Annotated in this window: 27 protein-coding genes; 12 read left to right on the top strand and 15 right to left on the bottom strand. The window is 48.7% G+C overall.

Annotated elements, in window-relative coordinates:
• Nucleotides 1–93 precede the first annotated feature (93 nt).
• From FHS68_RS07020 to FHS68_RS07010, 3 genes are all read right to left on the bottom strand, one after another.
• Nucleotides 94–2,055, bottom strand: coding sequence for an amylo-alpha-1,6-glucosidase (locus FHS68_RS07020; RefSeq protein WP_167268448.1), 1,962 nt, complete (start codon nucleotides 2,053–2,055; stop codon nucleotides 94–96).
• Between the two features lie 26 nt (nucleotides 2,056–2,081).
• Nucleotides 2,082–4,748 (bottom strand): MGH1-like glycoside hydrolase domain-containing protein, encoded by a 2,667-nt coding sequence (locus tag FHS68_RS07015; RefSeq protein WP_167268447.1) that lies wholly within the window; start codon nucleotides 4,746–4,748, stop codon nucleotides 2,082–2,084.
• Between the two features lie 136 nt (nucleotides 4,749–4,884).
• The gene (locus FHS68_RS07010; protein WP_229211789.1) at nucleotides 4,885–5,457 is read right to left on the bottom strand and encodes a hypothetical protein; all 573 of its coding nucleotides are present in this window, start codon (nucleotides 5,455–5,457) and stop codon (nucleotides 4,885–4,887) included.
• Nucleotides 5,458–6,083: 626 nt separating this feature from the next.
• On the opposite strand from FHS68_RS07010, the gene FHS68_RS07005 reads away from it, so the two are divergent.
• The gene (locus FHS68_RS07005) at nucleotides 6,084–6,428 is read left to right on the top strand and encodes a TfoX/Sxy family protein (RefSeq protein ID WP_167268445.1); all 345 of its coding nucleotides are present in this window, start codon (nucleotides 6,084–6,086) and stop codon (nucleotides 6,426–6,428) included.
• Between the two features lie 4 nt (nucleotides 6,429–6,432).
• On the opposite strand, the gene FHS68_RS07000 is transcribed toward FHS68_RS07005, so the two are convergent.
• The 4 genes from FHS68_RS07000 to FHS68_RS06985 are packed head-to-tail and all read right to left on the bottom strand — an operon-like array spanning nucleotide 6,433 to nucleotide 11,425.
• Nucleotides 6,433–6,762, bottom strand: coding sequence for a type II toxin-antitoxin system PemK/MazF family toxin (locus FHS68_RS07000; RefSeq protein WP_167268444.1), 330 nt, complete (start codon nucleotides 6,760–6,762; stop codon nucleotides 6,433–6,435).
• The gene (locus FHS68_RS06995) at nucleotides 6,756–6,902 is read right to left on the bottom strand and encodes a hypothetical protein (RefSeq protein ID WP_167268442.1); all 147 of its coding nucleotides are present in this window, start codon (nucleotides 6,900–6,902) and stop codon (nucleotides 6,756–6,758) included. Before FHS68_RS06995 ends, FHS68_RS07000 begins: the two co-directional genes overlap by 7 nt.
• A 12-nt stretch (nucleotides 6,903–6,914) precedes the next feature.
• Nucleotides 6,915–7,466, bottom strand: a complete 552-nt coding sequence (locus FHS68_RS06990) for a DUF4142 domain-containing protein (protein ID WP_167268440.1) — start codon at nucleotides 7,464–7,466, stop codon at nucleotides 6,915–6,917.
• Between the two features lie 50 nt (nucleotides 7,467–7,516).
• Nucleotides 7,517–11,425 carry a hybrid sensor histidine kinase/response regulator gene (locus FHS68_RS06985; RefSeq protein ID WP_167268438.1) on the bottom strand — a complete coding sequence of 1,303 codons (3,909 nt, stop codon included), beginning with the start codon at nucleotides 11,423–11,425 and terminating at the stop codon, nucleotides 7,517–7,519.
• Nucleotides 11,426–11,747: 322 nt separating this feature from the next.
• On the opposite strand from FHS68_RS06985, the gene FHS68_RS06980 reads away from it, so the two are divergent.
• The 11 genes from FHS68_RS06980 (at nucleotide 11,748) to msrB (ending at nucleotide 18,289) form a co-directional block, all read left to right on the top strand.
• Nucleotides 11,748–12,251 (top strand): hypothetical protein, encoded by a 504-nt coding sequence (locus FHS68_RS06980; protein WP_167268437.1) that lies wholly within the window; start codon nucleotides 11,748–11,750, stop codon nucleotides 12,249–12,251.
• 17 nt (nucleotides 12,252–12,268) lie between these two features.
• Nucleotides 12,269–12,817, top strand: a complete 549-nt coding sequence (locus tag FHS68_RS06975; RefSeq protein ID WP_167268435.1) for a YceI family protein — start codon at nucleotides 12,269–12,271, stop codon at nucleotides 12,815–12,817.
• A gap of 18 nt (nucleotides 12,818–12,835) precedes the next feature.
• A complete protein-coding gene (locus FHS68_RS06970; protein WP_167268434.1) occupies nucleotides 12,836–13,294 on the top strand; it encodes a YHS domain-containing (seleno)protein in 459 nt (152 codons plus the stop codon).
• Between the two features lie 29 nt (nucleotides 13,295–13,323).
• On the top strand, nucleotides 13,324–13,767 hold the full coding sequence (locus tag FHS68_RS06965; protein ID WP_167268432.1) for a YHS domain-containing (seleno)protein: 444 nt from the start codon (nucleotides 13,324–13,326) through the stop codon (nucleotides 13,765–13,767).
• Between the two features lie 6 nt (nucleotides 13,768–13,773).
• Entirely contained in the window at nucleotides 13,774–14,217 is a 444-nt protein-coding gene (locus FHS68_RS06960; protein WP_167268430.1) for a DoxX family protein, read from the top strand.
• Entirely contained in the window at nucleotides 14,214–14,951 is a 738-nt protein-coding gene (locus tag FHS68_RS06955; RefSeq protein ID WP_208408188.1) for a hypothetical protein, read from the top strand. The genes FHS68_RS06960 and FHS68_RS06955 overlap by 4 nt, the downstream gene beginning before the upstream one ends.
• 25 nt (nucleotides 14,952–14,976) lie before the next feature.
• A complete protein-coding gene (locus tag FHS68_RS06950) occupies nucleotides 14,977–15,405 on the top strand; it encodes a DM13 domain-containing protein (protein ID WP_167268427.1) in 429 nt (142 codons plus the stop codon).
• A gap of 76 nt (nucleotides 15,406–15,481) precedes the next feature.
• Complete coding sequence (locus FHS68_RS06945; RefSeq protein ID WP_167268426.1) at nucleotides 15,482–16,264, top strand: DUF1223 domain-containing protein; 783 nt, start codon at nucleotides 15,482–15,484, stop codon at nucleotides 16,262–16,264.
• A gap of 11 nt (nucleotides 16,265–16,275) precedes the next feature.
• Entirely contained in the window at nucleotides 16,276–17,001 is a 726-nt protein-coding gene (locus FHS68_RS06940) for a cytochrome b/b6 domain-containing protein (RefSeq protein WP_167268424.1), read from the top strand.
• Nucleotides 16,985–17,752 (top strand): molybdopterin-dependent oxidoreductase, encoded by a 768-nt coding sequence (locus FHS68_RS06935; protein WP_167268422.1) that lies wholly within the window; start codon nucleotides 16,985–16,987, stop codon nucleotides 17,750–17,752. The genes FHS68_RS06940 and FHS68_RS06935 overlap by 17 nt, the downstream gene beginning before the upstream one ends.
• A gap of 48 nt (nucleotides 17,753–17,800) precedes the next feature.
• On the top strand, nucleotides 17,801–18,289 hold the full coding sequence (gene msrB, locus FHS68_RS06930; protein WP_167268421.1) for a peptide-methionine (R)-S-oxide reductase MsrB: 489 nt from the start codon (nucleotides 17,801–17,803) through the stop codon (nucleotides 18,287–18,289).
• Nucleotides 18,290–18,499: 210 nt separating this feature from the next.
• Here the strand turns inward: msrB and FHS68_RS26725 are convergent, their stop codons facing one another.
• The 8 genes from FHS68_RS26725 to FHS68_RS06890 all read right to left on the bottom strand — a co-directional run bounded on the left by FHS68_RS26725 (nucleotide 18,500) and on the right by FHS68_RS06890 (nucleotide 21,600).
• Nucleotides 18,500–18,679, bottom strand: a complete 180-nt coding sequence (locus FHS68_RS26725) for a hypothetical protein (protein ID WP_167268419.1) — start codon at nucleotides 18,677–18,679, stop codon at nucleotides 18,500–18,502.
• The gene (locus FHS68_RS06920; protein WP_167268418.1) at nucleotides 18,631–18,990 is read right to left on the bottom strand and encodes an arginase family protein; all 360 of its coding nucleotides are present in this window, start codon (nucleotides 18,988–18,990) and stop codon (nucleotides 18,631–18,633) included. The genes FHS68_RS26725 and FHS68_RS06920 overlap by 49 nt, the downstream gene beginning before the upstream one ends.
• Nucleotides 18,991–19,056: 66 nt before the next feature.
• On the bottom strand, nucleotides 19,057–19,332 hold the full coding sequence (locus FHS68_RS06915; protein WP_167268416.1) for a nicotinamide mononucleotide transporter: 276 nt from the start codon (nucleotides 19,330–19,332) through the stop codon (nucleotides 19,057–19,059).
• Nucleotides 19,333–19,420: 88 nt separating this feature from the next.
• Nucleotides 19,421–19,789 carry a hypothetical protein gene (locus FHS68_RS06910; RefSeq protein WP_167268415.1) on the bottom strand — a complete coding sequence of 123 codons (369 nt, stop codon included), beginning with the start codon at nucleotides 19,787–19,789 and terminating at the stop codon, nucleotides 19,421–19,423.
• 118 nt (nucleotides 19,790–19,907) lie between these two features.
• Nucleotides 19,908–20,093 carry a hypothetical protein gene (locus tag FHS68_RS06905; RefSeq protein ID WP_167268413.1) on the bottom strand — a complete coding sequence of 62 codons (186 nt, stop codon included), beginning with the start codon at nucleotides 20,091–20,093 and terminating at the stop codon, nucleotides 19,908–19,910.
• Complete coding sequence (locus tag FHS68_RS06900; RefSeq protein WP_167268411.1) at nucleotides 20,077–20,562, bottom strand: DUF417 family protein; 486 nt, start codon at nucleotides 20,560–20,562, stop codon at nucleotides 20,077–20,079. Before FHS68_RS06900 ends, FHS68_RS06905 begins: the two co-directional genes overlap by 17 nt.
• Complete coding sequence (locus FHS68_RS06895; protein ID WP_167268410.1) at nucleotides 20,555–21,172, bottom strand: GNAT family N-acetyltransferase; 618 nt, start codon at nucleotides 21,170–21,172, stop codon at nucleotides 20,555–20,557. The genes FHS68_RS06900 and FHS68_RS06895 overlap by 8 nt, the downstream gene beginning before the upstream one ends.
• A gap of 17 nt (nucleotides 21,173–21,189) precedes the next feature.
• Nucleotides 21,190–21,600 carry a DoxX family protein gene (locus tag FHS68_RS06890; protein WP_167268408.1) on the bottom strand — a complete coding sequence of 137 codons (411 nt, stop codon included), beginning with the start codon at nucleotides 21,598–21,600 and terminating at the stop codon, nucleotides 21,190–21,192.
• Nucleotides 21,601–21,759 lie beyond the last annotated feature (159 nt).

Raw genomic sequence — 21,759 nt, 5'->3', positions numbered from 1 at the left:
GGTTGTTTGGTTGGGGTATCATCTGTGCTCAGTTGACGAGAGTTGCCACAGCGACCAGTTTTTGCGAAATGTTTCGAGCATAGTGCTATTCATTTACTGCGCCGGATAATCTGCTAGCAGTTTGATAATGGCCCCGACCGACCAGGCTTGATTTGCGGTTCCCCGACCTTGTTTCGGGTGTAAGCCGTCGAAAATCTCGGAGATACCGAATAGGCAGTCGTGCTCGTAAAAATGCTGTTTGAGCGTAGCCAAGTCGGTATACATCCGTTTCCGGGTTTTTGCCGAGTCGCCATGAACGCGGAAATACGCAGGCCAGTAATCGCCCAGCAAAAACGGCCAGACCGTTCCCTGGTGGTAAGCCGTATCCCGCAGCCACTGATCTCCGCCATATACAGCCGCGAAGGCTGGATCGCTCGGGGCAATTGTACGAAGGCCGTATGGCGTGTATAGATGCTCATCAACCGTTGCCAGAATTTGCTGTTGGTCGGCTTTATTCAGTAACGGGAATGGCAAACTGAGCGCGTAAATCTGATTGGGTCGAATGCTGCTGTCTGGCGATCCACCGGGAATCACTACGTCGTTCAGGTACCCTTTTTCGTTCCAGAAGGCAGGCCGGAAACTCTCCTCAAACCGCCGGAGCATGAGGGCATATAAATCGGGTTTACGACCTAGTTGTTTCGCGAAATAAATCGTGATTTTCAGGGCGTTATACCAAAGGGCATTGATCTCGACCGGACAACCGTGGCGGGGCGTTACAACATAATCGCCCACACGGGCATCCATCCACGTCAGTTGAGCGGTGCCTTTGCCACCGTAAAGCAGTCCTTCATCGGTAACGTGGATACCGTAGCGAGTGCCGCCTTTGTGCGCGTCCAGAATGGTTATCAACTTCTCGAAATGCTGTTCGACAAACGCCAGATCATTGAACCGTTGATGGTATTCATAGAGTGCGACAAACAGCCAGAGGGTCGCGTCGATTGTATTGTATTCGATCGGGTCGTGGCGGTTATCGGGGAATCGATTGGGCAGCATACCGTCGTCCAGGTACCGAAAAAAAGTTGCAAGAATCCGTTGCGTCGTTTGCTGATGGCCCAGCGAAATACACAGACCACGTAGCGCGATCATGGTGTCGCGCCCCCAATCGGTAAACCAGTGATAGCCCGCAATAATCGTCTCACTTGGCGCAGTCGGCGTTCCGGTGGATTGTCGCCGTACGATGAACTGATTGGCTGCAATGACCAAATCCTTCATAAATGGGTCAGTCTGGCTTTTGCGTAGCTCTTCGGTTCGCTTGATTTCTGAGGTTCGTAGGTCGGCGGGGTCCGGGATCAGGAGTTTCTCGTCAGTTGAAAAGGTCAGAAAACACTCCTCGCCCGGCTCTAAGCAGGTCTCTAAATGGCCAATTGCGTAGGCATCTTCGATAAAATCCAGCCCGCGCTCTTGTTCCTGCCGGTACGTCAACCGATTATACCAGGCCCGATTTTCGGTAAATGCTCCTGATGAAAACGCCCAATACAGAGGCTCTGCACCATAATGCGCATAGATTTTCAGATAGGGGATAGTCTGAGCAATGTAGAAATTAGCGTAATCACTCTGGTGAAACAGGCTATGGTAATCGCGATGAACGAACAAGGGCATCAACTGAAGCGTAACGGCTTTTTTGCCAAGGTTACGATAAACCACTATCGTTGTATTGGCTGTTTGTACCATAAACACGGTTTTGGCAATGCTATACTCACCTGCCTGATATACCCAGGTCGGCAATGGCAACCGCTCGAAGGAAACCAGATACTGCCAGCCCTGCGGATGAACAAATTCGCCATAGCGATTGCTCGACAAAGCAACTGCGCCCTGCTCTGTCAACAGCGTTTCTTCTACTTTGGAGACCAGCACCTGCCGGTCGGTGGGCGGATTTTGGGCGGCAACCAGTAACCCATGATACCGCCGGGAATTAGCCCCCGATAATGTACTGCTGGAGTAGCCCCCCAGTCCATTGGTAATTAGCCACTCGCGCTGGGCAAGGTCATCAAAAGTACTGGTTATGAAGGATTGCATGAGCAAGGGGGTTTTTGGTGTAAAGGCTATGAACCAATCAAATCCGCTACTACGCCTGTCCAGCCGGTTTGATGGCTGGCACCCACACCTTGCGAATTATCGCCGTGAAAATATTCGTAGAATAACACGAGGTCTTTGAAATGCGGATCGGTAGCGTAGCGGCTCTCCTGGCCATTGACGGGCCGATGACCATTGGCATCGGGTTGAAAAATTCCGACTAATCGTTGGGCCAGCATCGAAGCCGCTTCGCCCAGTGTGATGGGGTGGCCCGATCCAGTTGGAAACTCAACCTTTACCTGATCGCCGTAGTAGCTGTTGTAAGTGCGGAGGGCGCAAATCAGCAGGTAATTCATTGGCATCCAGATGGGCCCTCTCCAGTTGGAGTTGCCGCCAAAAAGGCCGCTCGACGATTCGCCGGGTTCGTAACGAAGGCCAAATTCCTGCCCGGCAATATCAACCGAGTAACCGTGTTCGTGGATTTTTGAGATGGACCGAATGCCACCCGGAGCCAGGAACTCCCGTTCGTCGAGCATGGCATGAAGCAGTCGCTCCAACCGAGCTGGCGGAATCAGCGATAGCAGTAGATCTTCGTTTTCGGTAATGTCATCCACCACTGCATACATTTTACCCTGCTTCTGGTACTGTTGAAACCAGCGCATTCGTTTGGTGAAATCGGGCAGTTTGGCATAAATGCTTTTCGGGATCTTCAACACGGCAAACAGCGTCGATAGGCCCACCAATGACCTGATTTTTAGTGGGATGTACTGCCCGCCTGGCAATTCCAGAATATCGTAGAAGAAACCTTCGTTTTCGTCCCAGGAGCCGTCCCAGTCTTCGCCCATGCGGTTCAGCGATTCGGCGATATACACAAAATGCTCAAAAAACTTCGTCGCTACGTCTTCGTACGTTAAGTCAGTTTTGGCGATTTCGAGTGCCATTTCCAGCATATTCAGACAGTACATGGCCATCCAGCTTGTGCCGTCGGCCTGTTCGAGTAGTCCCCCACCGGGGATCTGGTTGCTGCGGTCAAATACACCGATGTTGTCCAGTCCTAGAAATCCCCCTGCGAATACGTTGTTACCTTTCGCATCCTTGCGGTTGACCCACCATGTAAAATTGAGTAGCAGCTTCTGAAATACGCGCTTCAGAAAATCGACGTCCCCAACGCCTGTCCGTTCGGCATCGAGCTTGTAAACTGCCAGACATGACCATGCATGAACTGGCGGATTTACATCGCCAAAAGCCCATTCGTAGGCGGGTAGTTGGCCGTTGGGATGCATGTACCACTCGCGCAAAAACAATATCAGTTGATTTTTAGCGAATTGCGGATCAAGTCTTGCCAGCGGTACGCAATGGAAGGCCAAATCCCAGGCTGCATACCAGGGGTACTCCCATTTGTCGGGCATCGAAATGATGTCTTCGTTATTGAGCGTTCGCCACTGGTGATTGCGCCCGTTTTTGCGTTCGGCAGGAAGGGCTGGCTGGCCAGGATCGCCGTCGAGCCACTGTGGCATATCGATATGATAAAACTGCTTCGACCAGAGCAAGCCCGCAAATGCCTGTCGCTGAATCTGTTTCGTTTCAGCATCGGCTGCCGGCGACTGAATGTCGGCATAAAACTGTTCGGCTTCGGCAATACGTTGAGCAAAAAGGTTATCAAACCCACTACCAAACGGCTGACTGTTCGTACCCCGCATCAGTCGTAACTTTATCGTCATTGATTCACCAGCAGGAATGGTAACCTGATAGAGCGGGGCTACTTTCGACCCTTCGGCTCGCTGGGTTACGTCATCAAAATTTCCACTAATAACAGTCCGATGGAACGCATCTTTTGCGAATGGCTGCTCTTCTCCTTCCGAACCATCGGACCGCCCAAATACCTCTTGCGTATTGGTCTCATTTTCGGTAAACAGCACCCTGTCTGGTGTCTCGAAGTAAAGTGTATAATCGCCTTGTTCGGGATGCTCGGTGGTTACGCTACCGAAATCTTGGCCATCTGTGCCGCGCCGGATGCGGGGCTTTCTGTCGAGCCGCCCAAATGACCAGCCGTTTCGAAACCAGAGCGTGGGCAACAAGTATAATGGAGCTGCGTCGAGGCCGCGATTATGGGCCGTAACGCGAATCAGGATGTCACAGTCGGAGGCTTTGCCGTATTCGGTAAACACGTCGAAATACCGGTTTTCGTCGAAAATACCCGTGTCCAGTAGCTCGTATTCGGGCTGATTGCGGTCGCGAGAACTATTCGTCTCAACAAGGTCGGCATACGGAAAAGCCCGTTGTGGATACTTGTAGAGGTGTTTCATGTACGAGTGCGTGGGTGTGCTGTCCAGATAATAGTACAGTTCCTTCACATCTTCGCCATGATTGCCCTCATTACCCGTTAGCCCAAAGAGTCGCTCTTTCAGGATCGGATCTTGACCATTCCAGAACGCCAGTGCAAAGCATAGCCGTTGTTTGTCGTCCGAAATACCGGCAATGCCGTCTTCGCCCCAGCGATAGGCCCGCGACCGGGAATGATCGTGTGAGAAATACTCCCAGGCGTTTCCATTCGGACTGTAATCTTCTCGGACGGTTCCCCACTGCCGTTCGGACAGATAAGGGCCCCAGTGGAGCCAGTCGCGTTGACAAGCGTATTGTTCCTGCAACCGAAGCTGTTCGGGCGATGGAAGCGGTTGTTTTTTTTGCGTTTTCATCAGGTTTTGGGTTTAGTTTAACACAGAAGAAGTGAGATGAACAAAGATCATAGCGACATATTGACGAGCCTCCGTTTCCTCTCTACGGCTCTCTGTCTACTTTGTGTTTGAAGAATTTTTCCGTTACCCGTTATCTTCAAAACCGGGTTTGTCCTGACCGAGTCGGACCGCCATCGGGATTAGGAATGGTTTCAGTCCCGTCCGCCGAACGTTTTCGTACAGTTCTTCCGCAAACGGTTCGGGGCGAAATCGGGCAAAACGGATAGGATTCGTTAGCTGGCGGCTCGGTGGGGTCGCTTCCTTGTACACCATGAACGCTGAATAATTCTTCGGCTTCAGCATAATATTGCGCAAAGTCGGCGTAGGTCAGAGGCCAGGCTGGTGAGATACCTGTTTGATGTTGCGTTTCCTGAAAATCAGACTCGCGGAGTCGGAAACTGGCCGTTCCATGCATCTTGCTGTTGCCGCCAACAACGTAGTGGGTGAACGGCTTAAATGGCTGGTTACCTTTGTCGTACCAAACCTCATCGGTGCGATAACGCCCATTGACAACCACCTCCGTAACGTCCCAGTTTTCTTTTTCTTTCGGGATAAAGTCGACCCGTTCGAGAATTAATATTTGCTTACCAGACGGGGCAACTCGCTGAGCAATTGTTCCTCCACCAGAACCAGTTCCGATGATAATGATATCGTAGGTATGCCTTGTCATGCTTGGGTGTTTCGGGCTTTTAAAAGTTCGCTTTTTAGTCATCCCGAAAGCCAATGTGTATCAGCAATCGGTTGACTATTTATTGACAACTACCATACTAGCCAGAAAAAACCAGATAAAACGGCCTCAGTTTGGCAGGAAAGACCGTTTGCCGTCAATGGCTTACTGTGCAAGTCAATAGGCTTGTCCTGATATTTCGGGAGCATTCTGAAATGTCAGGAAGAATGACGATTGTCATTGACCAGTTGTTCCGGGCGAAATTGACCACCCGAATTCGGAGCAAAACTGACCACTCAGAAGAGCAAAAAGTGCTTTGGAATCAACATTACATCGAAACTAGTCCAAATCCCTTGGAATGTACAGTATCGAGGTAGCATTACCTGTACAGGGTCATTTGGGACAGATGATATTAGTTTCAATAAATAATAAATTTAACTTTTTAAACTTTCAGGCAGAATCTTGAAAAAAAGTAATGTTTCGTCTGAACCATTTTATACCGTGGCGGTGGCCTGATTTGATCCGGGGTGCGATTTTGGAGCAATTGCGGTAATATGACCCTAGGAAAATCAGGTAGGTCTGCTTTTTCGGGCCTTTATTAATTTCAGAAAGATGCTATCGAACCACTCATGGCCTACGACATTAATTTGGCAACCCGCATCCGCGAACGGCTTTCAGAACTTCCGAACATCGAAGAAAAAGCCATGATGGGCGGATTGACATTCATGTACAACGACAAAATGTGCGTCGGGATCATCAAAGATGAACTGATGTGCCGTATCGATCCTGCCTTTCACGAAGCAGCCGTCGAAAAACCGGGATGCCGCACGATGGATTTCACAAACCGGCCTATGATCGGATATGTGCTCATTGAACAGGATGTCCTGAAAACAAAAGCCGAATTTGACTATTGGATTGAGCTTTCTTTGGCTTTTAATAGTAAGGCAAAGTCTTCGAAGAAGAAGAAAAAATAGTGTGCTAATCGATCAACATCTTTCGCATCACATCTTTCAATGCTGTGATTTCCTGTTTTGACAAAGCGCTGATTTTCGATCCTATACGAACCTTGTCAATGACTTTCATCTTATCCGTGGCAATAGCACCTTTGCGGCCACCAACCATGCACTCGACACGCCATGGGTAGCTTTTTATCGTAGATGTTATCGGTGCTATAATTATTGTTGGTAAAAACTGGTTGAGTTCATTTGGGCTAACAACCACGCAGGGACGGGTTTTCGCAATTTCACTTCCCAAAGTCGAGTCCTGGGATATCCAATAGACTTCATATTGCAGGATTTCACTCACCATGTCCACTCTTCATTTTCAAATTCATTCGGCGAATCACCCAATATCAATTTATCATCTCCTTCGGCCCGCACCTCCTGCGCTGCCTCGGTCCAACCGCACCTTGTATAACCCAGATAAGAACTGGTTTCAAAGTCATTCAATTCCACACCGCTTCATTCCTTCAATGCATTCACTTGATCCAGATGGCCCTGGATCATAGGGATGTAGGCATCGCCAAACTGCTTTACGCTTTTATCATTTAATGTTGTGGCTTCTTTGAATTTTTTCAGGTCTCTCTCATGGTCAATCCGCATCATCTTAATGAATTTTGAATCAAAATCTTTCCCTTCTTTTTTGGCCAGATCTTGAAAACCATCCTGCTTGTCCGCACTGATTGTTTGGGGTAACGTGACATGTCGGGATTTGGCCAGCTTTTTGATCGCATCCATCATTTTTCCCTGGTCTTTTTCCATCAGCTTTCCATAAGCCCTGATTTCGGGCGTAGTCCCGTTCGCGACAGCCAATGTACCCTCCTTGATACCCATCATCCGCGCATCTGCCGCGTCCACCAGAAACGCCGCCACTTTCTCATCCAGCAGTCCCCGACTTGCTTTTGCTTCGTTCTCCTCAGCTGTCTTTTTTTCGGATGCATTTGGTTTCGTCCCCGAACACCCCAGATTAAGGCCGTAAACGGCTAAAAAAATACATAATATCCCTGCTTTCATGATGGTTTATAGTTAAGTTGATTTTCCTTTATCCTTTACAGGTTGCAGTCCTAGCTGGTCAGAGTATCACTATTTGTTTTGACAATCCCCTCCAAATACCGCCGAATCCTCCTTATATCAAATTCCACCGCCCACTTACGCACCTGTTTTACAAAAGCAAAACTCTCGGAATTCTCCGATTCTATTTGGCCCAACGAATCCAAAATCCCCTGAATGTCGCCTCTCATGGCAAAGTCCCTAAGGATTTCCAATGCTGCATTCGGCGGCAGTTGCATGGCTGATTCCTGAAAATCCTCCGTTTGCGTCGCGGAAACGGGCGTGTGCAGGTTCGCATAAGCCCAATCCAGGTTCAGCAGCTTTCCGATCGAGCAAAGCAATGCAGCTACATCGATGGGTTTGGACACAAAATCGTCGAAACCCTCATTCAGGCTGCGTTTTTGGTTAGGTTCGAAAACATTGGCCGAAAATGCGATCATCTTTGTATTGGCCAATGCCTGGTTTTGCCTCATTTGGGAAACTGCCTCAAAACCATTCAGGCGCGGCATGACCAAGTCCATGATCACCAGATCGGGGACCGAAGTAACCGCAAGTTCCACCGCGTCCTTCCCGTCAGAAGCTTCCAGCACGAGGAACCCAAGCGATGCCAGCAATTCATGCACGACCATCCGGTTCTCGGCATGATCATCCACAATCAGGACTGTCTTTCTGGCCCCGGCGTATCCCATAATGTCCCGTTCCGACAATGCTGTTTCGGACTCTCCCGCTACCTGTCTGAACACCAGCCCCAAAGTGAAGACACTGCCCTGCCCTACCTTGCTTGTCACATCCAGCGTTCCGTTCATTAAGCCCACCAGATTATTCGCGATCGCCAGCCCGAGACCCGTTCCTTCCGAAAACAGCCGCCGGTCCCTTACCTGGTGGAAAGGAAGAAATATTTCACCCAAATATTCCTCAGAAATGCCGATGCCCGTATCCTCCACTTCGAATTTCGTCTTATTAAAATCAGCATTCAGTTTTTCGCCGGTAACCCGAAAGATAACCCCTCCTTTTTCTGTGAATTTGACCGCATTCCCGAGCAGGTTGTTCAATACCTGGGTAACACGTTTTTCGTCGCCCGCTACCATTTCGGGCAGGTCTCCGGCCATGATCATTTGAAAAGAAAGCCCTTTTTCTTCCGCCCTGGATTGGAACAGACTGGTCGTATCATGGAGCAAGCCTGTAAGACTGAATGTATTGCTTTGAATTTCAAGCCGTTGCGCTTCTATTTTTGAAATATCCAGGACCTCGTTGATCAGGTTCAGCAAATGTTCACCGCTTTTCCGGATAATGGTAAGCCCCTTTTCCTGGCTTGGATTTAATGTTGGCTCACGCTGAAGTACCTGCGCAAACCCCAGGATACCGTTCAGCGGTGTCCTTAATTCATGGCTCATATTCGCCAGAAACTCACTTTTGGCATGATTTGCCTTTTCTGCGGTTTCCTTCGCCAGTTGAAGGCGTGCAGCCTGCTCCACCAGCTCTTCTTTTTGCATGACCACCTCGGCTGTCCGGCTATCGACCAGGTTTTCGAGTTTGGCTTTTTCGTTGCTTAAACGCCTGGTATACCACCAGATCAGTATGTAAACCATTATAGTCGCTCCAATTACGTACAACAGATACGCCCACCAGGTCCGAAACCAGGGGTCCAGAATGTCGAATGCAAAGCTGCTTTCCTGGCTTAGTTCGCGGTACGGATTTCGGGCCATCACATGGAAAACGTAATGTCCCGGAGGCAGATTGGTGTAGTCCTTCCAGCTTTCCTTAGACCACCGCGACCATACAAGGTCCGTGGGCATAACACCGTCTCCGATAAGCTTGTAGCGAAACTCGTTACCGGTTTCACCCACATAACTGGTGGCGGCAAACCGAAAAGAAATGTCGCGCAAATTATAAGGCAGTGGTGTTCTCAGCACATTCGCCTGATTCACTTTTTGATCCGAAATATTTAGTAATGAATCGTTTAAGAGCAAACGAACTTCCCTGATTAAGACCGGATAAGAGGGGTGCATCGCCATTTGGATACCGTCATACCTGTACAGGCCTTCGTCATTTCCAACCCATACAATGCCTGTTTTTTCAGGATAAATGCAGTAGCCTGTCCGCTGGATCGGCATCAGGCTCAGGCTGTCCCACTCTGTTTTTCCATCGGGCATCTGCCTCAAAACGCCCAGCGGGCTTGCAAACCACCAGTTTCGCGCGCTATCTTCCACAAAGTAAGGTGCACTGTTCACCGAATCACGGAGCAGGTTTTGAAAACTGGCTATTTCCACAAACTTTTTGCTTTCGCGACTGAATTCGTAGAGATGATTTTTAGAAGTAAACCGGGGCGCTCCGGCGGTCGGGAAAACGTAGTTCCATGAAAGGTCATTCAGCCCTTCACCGATGCGGATATGGGATAAATCCGCTTTCGGGGCATTTTTTAAATCAATCCTAAAAAAGCCGTTCTTGTTTGTACCTGCCCAGATCGTACCATCCGGATCTTCCGCCAACGACCTGCAGTCAGCAGCCAGTCCTTTAATGCTGCCTACTTCCTGCCAGGAACCGTTTTTCATTCGATATAAGAATACCCCATTAGAAAGCGCGGCAAAAAGCATGTCACTTTGAGATTTTGGCCTTAATAACGCATAAACAGACTCGCCGCCGGTTGAAAGTACCTGAACTACTTTGCTGTCGCGTATCCTGAAAATACGCTCCGAAGTACCTGCATAAAGGTCTGTGCCATCCGAAAGCAAAGTCCGGCATGCAGAACTAATGGCGGCCACGGGCTCGAAAGAATCCTTCGAATCGTTCCAGCCAAGCAATCCGATCCCGGTACCGACATATAAGCGACCTTCATGGCGGGTAATGCCCCATACCGTCGAATTAATATTCTTGCTGTACCCAAACTTACTGACCGGCAGGTTATATCCGATCTGGCAGATCCCGCTGCCAGTCATCGCCCAAAGGGAAAGCTGCTTGTCCAGGTACAGGGAGGCGATGCTGTTCTGGTTAAACCCTGTCGACGCGTCCAGCTGCATTTGTACTGCCCCATGTTCATTCAGGATACGGATGCCGCCAAACTGGCTTGCAATGAAAAACAGGTACGATTTCGACTTGGCATTGTAGGAGCAAATGGCACTGGTTATACCCGAATTTTTGAGCCATTCGTCCGATGCCGTTTCTAATGGCTGCAGCCTGGAAGCTGGTTCTTTGGGTGAATAAATAAACAGACCGTTTTTCTCCATTAAAGCCAGCAGTCGGCCCCCAGGATATTCAAGCACTGCCTGAATTCTGAGATTTACAAACTGCTCACTACCGGGTGCCGGTTTGAGCTCATCGGAAACCAGTTGCATGAGCTTGCCTCCTGACTCCTGCACATACAAGGTATTTCGGATAAAATTCGCTGTCAGAAACCGGTCTTTGGCCGTCCAGATCCTGAAATCATTTTTCCCTTTGTAACGGTATATTTTTTGGGATGTACAAAAATAAATGCCTGTTGAATCGCTGAATAAACGGCTGACAGGCAAAATGCTGCGTTCCGCCACGGACAATTTCTGACTAAGCGATATGTATTGGATTTGTCCTCCAGGCCTGGTCTGTAAGTAACCGAAGTCTGTGGAGGTTCCCACATATACGACTCCCTCCTTACTGACACCGATTGCTTTAACTGCCGTCCCCGGCACTTCGATCAGCTTCCATTTGCTTCCATCATATTCCAATACGCCACTTTGGTTGCCCACATAAAGGATACCTCGCTTATCCTGTACGATCGCCCAATTCTCGGGATGTCCGTTATACTGTTTCGGGCTAAAATGCTGGATTATTGGTGTTCCAACACCCTGCGCAACAACGGCCTTACAAAAGACCGGCGCAATGAAGAGTAATACTAAAAACAACCTTTTAAAAATTTCCATAAAATACCAGAGTCCTGGTGGATCACTCATCTTAATATACGATAACTAACTCAATATCTGTTCCTAACCTCTTTCCGCAGTGGCTTCTCGCGAATATCGCTGATTAAGGCGCACATTGCTGCAATTTCAAATTCTCAGCGACCTCTGCATCCCCAGAAGTATTGCTGCTTTGTTACGAAACAGCAGGAAGGTTACGAAATATCGTAAACCTGCTTTCCTGGCACAGCACCAGAAAATCTGTAAATATTGCGAATTCAGCTTCCAAAGGCCTTTTTCAATCGCCTGGACTTTACAGGCATATCCTTTGAAGTAAAGGATTCAAAGAACGCAAGTCAAAACATATTTTGAAGCTATGAAATTACAAGATGTTTCCATCGGGATTTTGAGTCAGCTCATTGAGGTGACGGAACAATTTTCGCGGGATGAATACACTAGAAACCTGGATTTGCTGTCAACCAATTCGGTTGGACGCCATTTGAGGCATATCCTCGAATTTTATGATCTGGCCGTGCGGGCAGGTAACACCGGCAAACTGAATTACGACAAACGGGAACGCAATCTGCTGCTTGAAAACGATCCGCGTGAAGCGATTTCCAAAATGAAAGAGCTTATCGTGCTCATGAGGATGATGAAAGAAGACCTGGTGCTCAAACTGGAAGCATCTTACTCATCCGATGCCAGAAACGATGTGAAGATCACGACAACTTTCTACCGCGAGCTGCTTTATAATGTGGAGCACGCGGTGCACCACATGGCGATTATGGCGATTGCAGTGAAAGTCGAGTTCCGGCATATCCGGTTATCCGAAAATTTCGGGATCGCGTATTCCACGGTACAGCATAAGCAAACAGCATAAACAAATTAACCTAACCTATGATAAAGTACTTGTTGCTTACCGCCTGCATCGTCGCCCCAATCCTGCTGAAGGCGCAAACATGGAATGTGCAAACCGCCAGTACGGCGTTTCAGGCCAGCATGTTTGGGGCCGATGTGGACGGAACCTTTAAAGGATTTAAAGGAACCATCGTTTTTGACCCCACCCATCCGGAAGCGGCCAGCATTTCGGGAAGTGTGGACGCGGCTACCCTGTCGACCAATAACAGCCTGAGGGACCGGCATTTAAAAGAGAAAGACCAGTTTTTCGAGGTAGCCAAATATCCCCGAATTGCGATGAAGTCTACTAAAATTGAGAAAACGGCTGCGGGATATACCGGAACATTTGATCTGACGCTCAAAATGGTCACCAAAAAAGTTACAATCCCTTTCACATTTACGAAAACGGGGCCTAATGGCGTCATCAAAGGAACGGTCGAAATCAACCGGAAGGACTGGAAATTCGGCGGAAATACGCTTGGAATGTCCGACAAAGTGAAGCTAGACTTTGAGCTCAACCTATCGGCCCCGGTCTCTGAAAATAAATAACCAACAAGACCCAATACCATGCAAAAGTTCATTATTATTCTATTTCTGGCGATCATCACAACGCCCGTTTTCGCGCAGGAGGATACCAAAAAACAAGGTAACATCTCCAAATCGGGACTTGCTATCGAAGGCTATGATCCGGTAGCGTATTTCACGGCAGGGAAAGCGACCGAAGGCAAAAAAGATTTTACAGCTTCCGACGCTGGTGTTACCTACTATTTTGCGTCGGCCAAAAACCGGGATCTATTCAAAGAGGATCCTGCGAAATACACGCCGCAATATGGCGGTTGGTGTGCCTATGCCATGGGAGCAAGTGGCGAGAAGGTTGAAGTTGACCCGGAAACCTTCAAGGTGCTCAACGGAAAACTCTATCTCTTTTACAACAAATACTTCAACAACACGCTCAAAACCTGGAACAAAGACGAGCCCGGCCTGAAAAAGAAAGCAGACGCCAACTGGGTCAAAATATCCAAATAGCCATTCCACTCTTTCCAAAAAACATTCTTATGAAAAATTCAATTTTATTAGCACTGTTCTTCTTTTTTACAGCCGCAACAGCATTCGCCCAAAAATCAGAAATTTTTGAAAAAGACGGCATGGCGATCAAAGGATACGACGTCGTCGCATTTCATACCGAGGCAAAGGCCATGAAAGGCAGTGAAAAATTTACCTACAACTGGAAAGACACCAATTGGCTTTTCGAAAACCAGGCCAACCTGGACATGTTCAAAAGCGATCCTGAAAAATACGCCCCCCAATACGGCGGCTACTGCGCCTACGGAACTGCAGACGGCCACAAAGCACCCACCGAAACCGATACCTGGACGGTAAAAGACAACAAGCTTTATTTCAATTACAACAAGAAGGTACAGGAGATGTGGAGCAAGGATATGCCGGGGTATATTGAGAAAGCGGATAAAAATTGGGTAGATATCAAAAACAAACCATAAGCTGAAATGTCAAATAAACCGAACAAAATCGTATTCTGGATGCTGCGTATAGTAGCGGCGGTTATCTTACTTCAAACACTGTTTTTCAAATTTACGGCGGCCGAAGAGTCTGTTTATATTTTTTCAAAACTGGGGATAGAGCCCTGGGGACGGATCGGCTCCGGGGTTGCGGAATTGATCGCGGCCGTACTTATTCTCATTCCCGCCACTACCGGCATTGGCGCTTTTATTGCATTGGGAGTAATCTCGGGCGCATTGGTTTCGCACCTGACCGTATTGGGGATAGAAGTAAAGGGCGACGGTGGCCAGTTGTTTATTTACGCGCTCATTGTCTTTGTCAGCTGTGCCCTGCTTGTATTTTTTGAAAAAGACAACCTGTTGTTTTTATTAAAGGGCCAAAGGGCCGGGATACTCAAAACTGAATCAATCATCACTTCATCAATAGTATGAAAACAAGTATCGCATGCCTTTTTTGTTTACTTGCCGGCCCAATGACTTTGCGCGCCCAGCAAATTGAGCCTGCCAAAACAAACCAGTTTATCGACCTCGCCGGAACGATTGGCAGCTCCCAGGGTTCCGGGGCATTGTCCTATGTTTACAACTGGCGCATTGGTAAAAAGAGAAAAATCGAGGCTGGCCTGGGCCTGCGGTTGACGAGCGTCGCAGGCACAAAGCTCACTTACACTACCGCTGGGCCAGCCAGGCTTACCCGCTCATTTACAACACCATTTGTGATTTTCTTTGCCGGGCAAAAAACCGAAAACTGGGATACCCTGACCGTCCAGCGCCCGTTCGTCAATGCACTGAATGTAACCATTAACCTGGGCTACCGATTCAGCCCGAAGTTGAGTGCTGGGTTTAATATTGATCTGATCGGGGCGACATTCGGGCAGAAGTCTTCCTCCGTTTTTCAAAGCAATGGCCGGACCAGCACCGATGCGGCCTCAAAACCAACTGCATTCAATCTTTTGCTGACGGGCGACCATGACCAGGGATCATTGAATTCCGAGTTTTTCCTCAAATACCAGATCAATAACAAATGGGGAGTAAGGGCGGTTTATCAATTTTTGTTCACCGAATACACAGCCGGAAGTGTGAGGCAAACTGCTGCCGACGGCACTGTAATTGACCGTTTTAGAAACAAAGCCAATAATTTTGGTGTCGGCGTTTCCTATTCTTTTTAATTTTCAAACTAAAAAATCTGAAAGCATGAAAAATATTATTTTCGTTTTTATACTCGGGCTCATTTTTGTCAGTTGCAAAAGAGAAGAGAACACGCCGGTCGAGCCTTTAATGGAAACGGTGGACAGTATGGCGGTCGTCAATGTAAAAGGAAGTTTTACGGGAATAGGCGGAGAAACTGTGTCAGGTACGGCCCGGATCATTACTGCTGACGGAAAATATAGCCTGGTCCTCGACCAATTCAGCACTAATAATGGCCCTGACCTGCACGTGTATTTGTCGAAGCAGGCGACGCCAAAAGACTTTATCGATCTGGGCCCATTAAAATCGACGCGCGGAACGCAGGTTTACGAAATAAACGGAGCGCCTGATTTCGTCGAATATAAATATGCATTGATCCATTGTCAGCAGTTTAATCATTTATTCGGATCAGCGCTTTTGAGTAAACCAAATTGAATAAATTACTATCCATCTCGGATACTAGTCTGGCCACATGATCATTTCGTTTAATTATTACTAAAACTTCATAACAATGAAAACATTGGCAGTTTCATTTTTCATATTGGGCCTCGGTCTTTTCTTTGCAGCCTTTAACCCACACAGCGGCACACCTAAAGTCGCAAATAGCAGTGAAGGTTATCCTGGCTTTGCCGTCGTAGAATTGTTCACCTCGGAAGGTTGTTCTAGCTGCCCGTCCGCTGACAAACTGGCTGCCCGGATTCAGAAAGAATACGCGGACAAACCAGTATATATCCTCGCTTTTCATGTCGATTACTGGAACCGACTGGGCTGGAAAGATGTATTCAGCGATCCCGCATTCACCAAAAGACAACGCCAATATGCAAGTTTGCTGAAACTTTCTAGCGTTTATACCCCGCAGGCCGTCGTGGATGGACGGACTGAATTTGTTGGGTCCCAGGAAGCGACAATGCGCAAGGCCATAGCCGAAGCATTAGCCCGAAAAGTCTACTCAACAATCCTTTTGGAAAACGTGAAATCAACCGGCGAGCTGGTTTCTGTTAATTATAAAATTAACGGGCCTATAACCAATTCATCGCTGATACTTACGCTTGTGCAGAAGACGGCGGAAAGCAAAGTGAGAAGCGGCGAAAATGCCGGACGGACATTATCGCACGTGCAAATTACCCGGGCGATCCAAACTGTTAATCTCAATGGAAAAGCCAGCGGAACCGGACAAATATCCATTCCTGCCGGAGTAAAAACGGCAGGTCTTGAAGTGATTGCGCTCCTGCAGAATAATGAGAGTGGCGAGATCATTGCAGCAGACAAAAGTGTATTGGAACCGCGTATTTAAAAAGGCAGGTTATGAAAGTCATCAAAGAGAAACATGCTTTTGCGATGCGGTTGACGCATTGGGTCAACTTTCCGGTCCTGGCGATCATGATATGGAGCGGCCTGCTCATTTACTGGGCAAGCGGTGTTTACACGATCAGCATTTTCGGGTACACTTTGATCAAGTTCTTTCCTCCTAAATTTTACGAATTCTTCAATCTGCGCAGGCGGCTGGCGGAAGGAATGGCTTTCCACTTTCTTTTTATGTGGTTCTTCGCCGTCAATGGTTTTCTGTATATCCTTTACACGATCATATCAGGGGCATGGCGCGAGCTTGTTCCTAAAAAATCGTCTTTCAAAGAAGCCTGGCTGGTCGTTCTGCACGATTTGCATATCAGGAAAACTACGCCGCCGCAAAACAAATACAATGCTGCGCAACGAATTGCGTATACTTCAATCATCATCATGGGGTTTGGGTCGCTTTTTACCGGTCTTGCGATTTACAAACCCGCGCAGTTTTACTGGATAACCTGGCTTTGCGGCGGGTATCATTTTGCGAGAATCTTACACTTCGCGCTGACGATGGGCTACCTGCTGTTTTTTGTCGTGCATGTGGTACAGGTGATCCTGGCCGGATGGAACAACTTCCGATCGGTCATTGCCGGATTTGAGGTTTTAGAAGTGTCAGCCGTGCCGGAGTTCCAACAACTGCCGGAAGAACCCCATCTTAAAGTTGATCCCAATGAACCAGAAAAATAGCACCGTCGAGCAAAAGATAAAAAGACGAAATTTCATCTCCTTTGGCACTTTTGCCCTCCTGTCTGCAGCTGCGTTCGGAGGGTGGAAATGGCTGTACAAATCCGAAAATGAGGAAATGGGCATTACTGCTCGTGCACGCCTGCCTCTGCGCAAAGCAATGAATAAAACCGAGGTGTTTTTCAGGAATTTTTTCAGCGATAACAACCTGGTCAAAACCTATCCCAAATCGCGGGCTGCGAAAAATGTGCGGGTCAACAGCCGGATTGGCCTGGAAACGGATGGCTTCAATCCGGAAGAATGGGAGCTTTCAGTCGTAAAAGGCGACAAGGATATGCTCAAACTGAAAATGGCGGATCTCAAAGCGCTGCCTAAAACCGAAATCATTTTCGATTTCAAATGTGTCGAAGGCTGGGACCAGATACAACATTGGGCCGGTGTGCGTTTTATTGATTTTGTGTCTCACTACCATCTCGAAAACCAGACGAAAATGCAGTATATCGGCATGAAAACGCCCAATTCGAAATATTATGTAGGACTGGATATGCCCAGTGCAATGCATCCTCAAACCATCCTGGCCTACGAAATGAACGGCGAGCCACTGACGCTCGACCACGGCGCTCCGCTCCGCCTGATCATTCCCGTCAAGTATGGCATCAAGAACCTGAAACGGATCGGGACCATTTCGTTCAGCGACAAGCGCCCCGGGGATTATTGGGCCAGACATGGATACGATTACTATTCAGGGCTATAAATGCGATTTCCAAACAGATTTAAAACAAACACTTTAATCAGCAGAATTATGAAAGTCTTACCGATTATTTTTTCACTTACCGTATTGTTCGCAAATATTGCCTGCAGCCAGAACCAGCAAAAAAAGGCAGTTGAAAACACAAAGTACCCTGTCTCAAAAACAGACGAAGAATGGCAGAAACGGCTATCCAAGGAAGCCTATGCCATCATGGTTAAAAAGGGGACCGAGCGGCCTTACCAAAACCCCTATTGGGATAATCACAAAAAAGGATATTACGTAAGCGCAGCAACGGGAGATACTTTGTTTACTTCAGACACCAAGTTTGAGTCGGGAACAGGCTGGCCAAGCTTTTTCAAACCTTACAATGAAAAAGCGGTGAAAGTGGTAACCGACAATACGTTGGGAATGATCCGCGATGAGGTGGTGGAAAGCAAAACAGGCTTGCACCTGGGACACGTTTTCGACGACGGCCCCAAGCCCACCGGCAAACGTTATTGCATGAATTCCTATGCACTGAAATTTGTGCCTGCGAAATAACGGGCTTTCCAAGTCTTAAATTCCTGACACTTATTTTGGCGGAATTATGACAACCTGGCCTCCACCCGGAGACAGGTTGATTTCTAACAAATCTCCCTTTTTGACACCCAGCACTTTTTTGTCAGATGGTTTGGATGCTCACCTGCATCGGGCGCATCCGAAAAAGTCTGTTCCTACTCGAATAGCCTCAGCGGCACGGCCAGCGCCCCGTCACGTTTCCTGACTTTGATGACCCAGATATTGCTGGTTTGCAAATGTTTCAAAATCAATAGCGAAAACCCGGTGAGGAATCGGCCGCTCTGTGGATGGGGTTTCCCAAGAATACCCTATAACTGAGTTAATCAGCCAGCCATTTTTCCACAAGTAGAAATCGAGGTAGTCCAGGTACACGAAATCAATTTCAAGCACAAGTCTTTTTGCTGACCCAACAACTTTTGAAGATGCTGGAAATGCTCCGGGAAGGCCAGCATACACCCCAGCAGAATGCTGCAGTCGCCCCCCAGCACCACCGGAAACCGCCCGCTGGCCAGCACCGGCAGCAGGGCAGCGGCCAATTGGCGGGCGTATCCGGCTATGCGTTCGGCATTTAACACATCGTGCCGGGTGGCGCGTTGCGGGGAAAAGTCCGTTACATCAACCGGAACTGAAACTTTATCGTTGGCCTGTAGCAAAAAACCGCTTCGCTGTACCGCATATGGCATTAATTCAACGCCGGCGGGCTTTAAACCCAGAAATGGTGGGCGTTTCGATGAGTTGATAGTGGGGTTTCATGGGCGAAGGTTGGCTATTCGTTGCGTGGCTATTCGTTTTTCGTCGGCCCGCCACGCATACCAGCCCCGGACATTGAGGGCCAAATAAATCAGGCTGCCAATCAGGGTAGCCGTGCTTTGGGTAAGATACGCCATCGCCAGGCCTGTCAGATCGGAGACAATCATGCTCACAAAACCAAGCTTGTTTTTATTGCCCAGCAGATACACCGCCAGAATGGACGTGCCAAACCACAGCCAGTCGAGGCAATAGTATCGGAATAAGTCAGTTGTCATAATAATGCATATCGTTGAGTTGATTTACTGATGAGTTAGTGAGCGGATAATGCTGAACTGGAAAACGCGGGTTGGTCGGCCCCAGCGGTCAACCCGCCCAGGGCCTATACCGTAAACTTGGCGGGCAGGCGAAAACTGGCACCCATGCCAAAACGGAACACCCGGAACTCGCCCGAGTCGGTTCGGTTGCGCGGCAATCGGACGTTTTCAAGTTGGGCGTAGACCAGGCCGATTCTGATTTTTTTGGACAGAATCCGGCCAGCCTGAAGGCTGTAAAAGGCGAATCGTAGGTATCGGCGGTCTTTCGTTTCAACGCACCATAATACCCGCCGTATCCTTCCACAAACCAGTTCGACTGCTCGTATTGAGCCGCCAGCGAACCCGTGTACCCCTCGGCAACGGCAAACGAACGGCCCTCGACAAACACACTGCCACTAACCAGCCCCACGCCCGGCACTACCGACCAGTTTTTAAGGGGCGGGGCAACACTAAATCGCAGGCCGGTTTCGGCCCCGAAAAAGGCGGGATCAGTGTAGAAAAATGCCATAGCCCATCATGGTATGTACCGAATCCAGTTACGTGCTGACGGTGATCGACGGGTAAAAGCCAAAGAACGTGTCGTAGTCTAACCGGCCCTCCACCGTAACCGGGCGATGGTAGCGGGTGGCCTGCGCTTGGGCTGGCGGGATACGGATACTAAACCAGCCTAAGAGTCCAAAAAGCAAAAAACGGTTCATAGGCTTTTCAGGTAGTTTCCGCAACCGGCTGGTTTTGTGACCGTGGATTGTTAGCCAGCTTACTGCTTGCTAATGCCGCTGCCCCGTTGTACAGACAGAAGCCCAACAGTACGATGTCTTTGGCTAGAAATCCGTCCGGCACCCATAGCCCGTCGTGGAGTTGAAACATACCCGGCGTGGTGAACAGGAACGTAAGCGTGGAGGCGAAGATACTGCTGCCCAGTACACTACCCGCCAGCGAAAGCATCGGTTGCCAGATACCGGCGATGAGCAGCACGGCCGTAAGCAATTCAAACGTGCCAATAAAATTCGAGGCTCCCCGTTCGCCAAAAACGGGCAGCATCCAGCTTAGAAACGGGCTGAACTGGAGTAAGGGTTTGATCGCAGCAGCTTCGGTCGGGGTGAATTTAAACAGGCCAAACCAGGCCAGAAGCAGAGCTAAACCGACGCGCATCAGACCGTAGCCAATTGACGAAATATTCAGGTTATTCATGTGTTATTATATTGTTAATCAGTGTTTTAATCTCCGCACTTATGGCACGATTGCCGAACTTACTGCTGAATGTTTTCCGGTAGATGTCTTTGACCGGATAAACCAACTGGATCATCGGGCCGGCATTCGATTCGAGAATCATGGTCTGAATCAAAAACCCGAACGACTGGATAATGAACCCGGCCTTCAGTTTCGGAATCAGTACGGCGTTGTTGTCGGCGTGGTGAATACTGGTGATGAACTGAAACCCGGTATTCACTGCCCGCCCGATGATGTATTTCAGGAAGGCCGAATAGATTTTCCGGTTCTGGTACTCAGGCAAAATCCCAGTGTTGGCCATGAAGTATTCGAGGTCGCTTTTCTGAAAGCCGAAGTGCCAGCCGATGGGCGTTTCTGATTCATAGATCAGGAAATACCACTGCAACCCGCCCGCCAGATTTGCCCGCAACGCGGCCAGTTTTGTCTGCTCGGCCCCGCTGAAAATCGGGTCGAAGGGAATAGAAGCTTCATCGGGAAAAACAGCGGCCTGATGCTGGCCAAAGAAGTCTTCCCATGTCTCCGCGCTCACGTCTTCGACGGAATAACGGGCGAATAAACTTACCTTACTCATAGCAATTTATCGATTAACTATTTATGAATCAGCAATCTGTCCGATGCCAACAACTCTCGCCCTACCCGTTCGCGCTGACGATAGAGCGCGTAGGAACCGACAATGAGCATCAGCGCGAGAATGGGTGGAATCCATGCGGCAGGTGCGTCGCCAACCGCGATACTGGAATACAAAGCTCCCGTGACATCGAAGACCAGACCGTCGTAGACCCATTCCCGGAGCAGGGGCGGGGTCATCGGCAACAGGATGACAACCACACCGAGCAGTTTCAAGACGCCGATAAACGGCAGGAAATAAACCGGGTAGCCGAGGTGTTTGATGAGTGCGACGGCCTCGGGCATCAGCATTACATCAGGGATGGAGAATAAGCCCAACATGGCTCCCATCAGGCCTGTCACAATCCAGTATAGGGGGGTTAGACGCTTCATTGAAATGGCAGTTTAAGTAATTCAGATAGATTGTCTTCATGCCATGCTGACCTACCCCCCTGAAATAGGCTTATTTTTGGTCAGCAGCCTGTTTCAGGAGACAATGTCGAGCGATGATCACGGATGGATGACGTAGTGCTTACTGAACGACAGGTGAAT

It is taken from the genome of Dyadobacter arcticus (assembly GCF_011762185.1).
GTDB classification, from domain to species: domain Bacteria; phylum Bacteroidota; class Bacteroidia; order Cytophagales; family Spirosomataceae; genus Dyadobacter; species Dyadobacter arcticus.
This window is presented reverse-complemented; position numbering and strand designations above follow the sequence as displayed.

What these genes read in the sequence shown, in the direction of transcription:
- FHS68_RS07000 (WP_167268444.1), bottom strand. Translation starts at nt 6,762, where the DNA reads ATGGTGAGTGAAATCCTGCAATATGAAGTCTATTGGATATCCCAGGAC.
- msrB (WP_167268421.1), top strand. Translation starts at nt 17,801, where the DNA reads ATGAAAGTCTTACCGATTATTTTTTCACTTACCGTATTGTTCGCAAAT.
- FHS68_RS06960 (WP_167268430.1), top strand. Translation starts at nt 13,774, where the DNA reads ATGTCAAATAAACCGAACAAAATCGTATTCTGGATGCTGCGTATAGTA.
- FHS68_RS06940 (WP_167268424.1), top strand. Translation starts at nt 16,276, where the DNA reads ATGAAAGTCATCAAAGAGAAACATGCTTTTGCGATGCGGTTGACGCAT.
- FHS68_RS07015 (WP_167268447.1), bottom strand. Translation starts at nt 4,748, where the DNA reads ATGAAAACGCAAAAAAAACAACCGCTTCCATCGCCCGAACAGCTTCGG.
- FHS68_RS06980 (WP_167268437.1), top strand. Translation starts at nt 11,748, where the DNA reads ATGAAATTACAAGATGTTTCCATCGGGATTTTGAGTCAGCTCATTGAG.
- FHS68_RS06945 (WP_167268426.1), top strand. Translation starts at nt 15,482, where the DNA reads ATGAAAACATTGGCAGTTTCATTTTTCATATTGGGCCTCGGTCTTTTC.
- FHS68_RS06915 (WP_167268416.1), bottom strand. Translation starts at nt 19,332, where the DNA reads ATGACAACTGACTTATTCCGATACTATTGCCTCGACTGGCTGTGGTTT.
- FHS68_RS06975 (WP_167268435.1), top strand. Translation starts at nt 12,269, where the DNA reads ATGATAAAGTACTTGTTGCTTACCGCCTGCATCGTCGCCCCAATCCTG.
- FHS68_RS06950 (WP_167268427.1), top strand. Translation starts at nt 14,977, where the DNA reads ATGAAAAATATTATTTTCGTTTTTATACTCGGGCTCATTTTTGTCAGT.
- FHS68_RS06935 (WP_167268422.1), top strand. Translation starts at nt 16,985, where the DNA reads ATGAACCAGAAAAATAGCACCGTCGAGCAAAAGATAAAAAGACGAAAT.
- FHS68_RS06955 (WP_208408188.1), top strand. Translation starts at nt 14,214, where the DNA reads ATGAAAACAAGTATCGCATGCCTTTTTTGTTTACTTGCCGGCCCAATG.
- FHS68_RS07005 (WP_167268445.1), top strand. Translation starts at nt 6,084, where the DNA reads ATGGCCTACGACATTAATTTGGCAACCCGCATCCGCGAACGGCTTTCA.
- FHS68_RS06990 (WP_167268440.1), bottom strand. Translation starts at nt 7,466, where the DNA reads ATGAAAGCAGGGATATTATGTATTTTTTTAGCCGTTTACGGCCTTAAT.
- FHS68_RS06895 (WP_167268410.1), bottom strand. Translation starts at nt 21,172, where the DNA reads ATGAGTAAGGTAAGTTTATTCGCCCGTTATTCCGTCGAAGACGTGAGC.
- FHS68_RS06920 (WP_167268418.1), bottom strand. Translation starts at nt 18,990, where the DNA reads ATGCCATATGCGGTACAGCGAAGCGGTTTTTTGCTACAGGCCAACGAT.
- FHS68_RS07010 (WP_229211789.1), bottom strand. Translation starts at nt 5,457, where the DNA reads ATGACAAGGCATACCTACGATATCATTATCATCGGAACTGGTTCTGGT.
- FHS68_RS06965 (WP_167268432.1), top strand. Translation starts at nt 13,324, where the DNA reads ATGAAAAATTCAATTTTATTAGCACTGTTCTTCTTTTTTACAGCCGCA.
- FHS68_RS06890 (WP_167268408.1), bottom strand. Translation starts at nt 21,600, where the DNA reads ATGAAGCGTCTAACCCCCCTATACTGGATTGTGACAGGCCTGATGGGA.
- FHS68_RS06985 (WP_167268438.1), bottom strand. Translation starts at nt 11,425, where the DNA reads ATGAGTGATCCACCAGGACTCTGGTATTTTATGGAAATTTTTAAAAGG.
- FHS68_RS07020 (WP_167268448.1), bottom strand. Translation starts at nt 2,055, where the DNA reads ATGCAATCCTTCATAACCAGTACTTTTGATGACCTTGCCCAGCGCGAG.
- FHS68_RS06900 (WP_167268411.1), bottom strand. Translation starts at nt 20,562, where the DNA reads ATGAATAACCTGAATATTTCGTCAATTGGCTACGGTCTGATGCGCGTC.
- FHS68_RS06970 (WP_167268434.1), top strand. Translation starts at nt 12,836, where the DNA reads ATGCAAAAGTTCATTATTATTCTATTTCTGGCGATCATCACAACGCCC.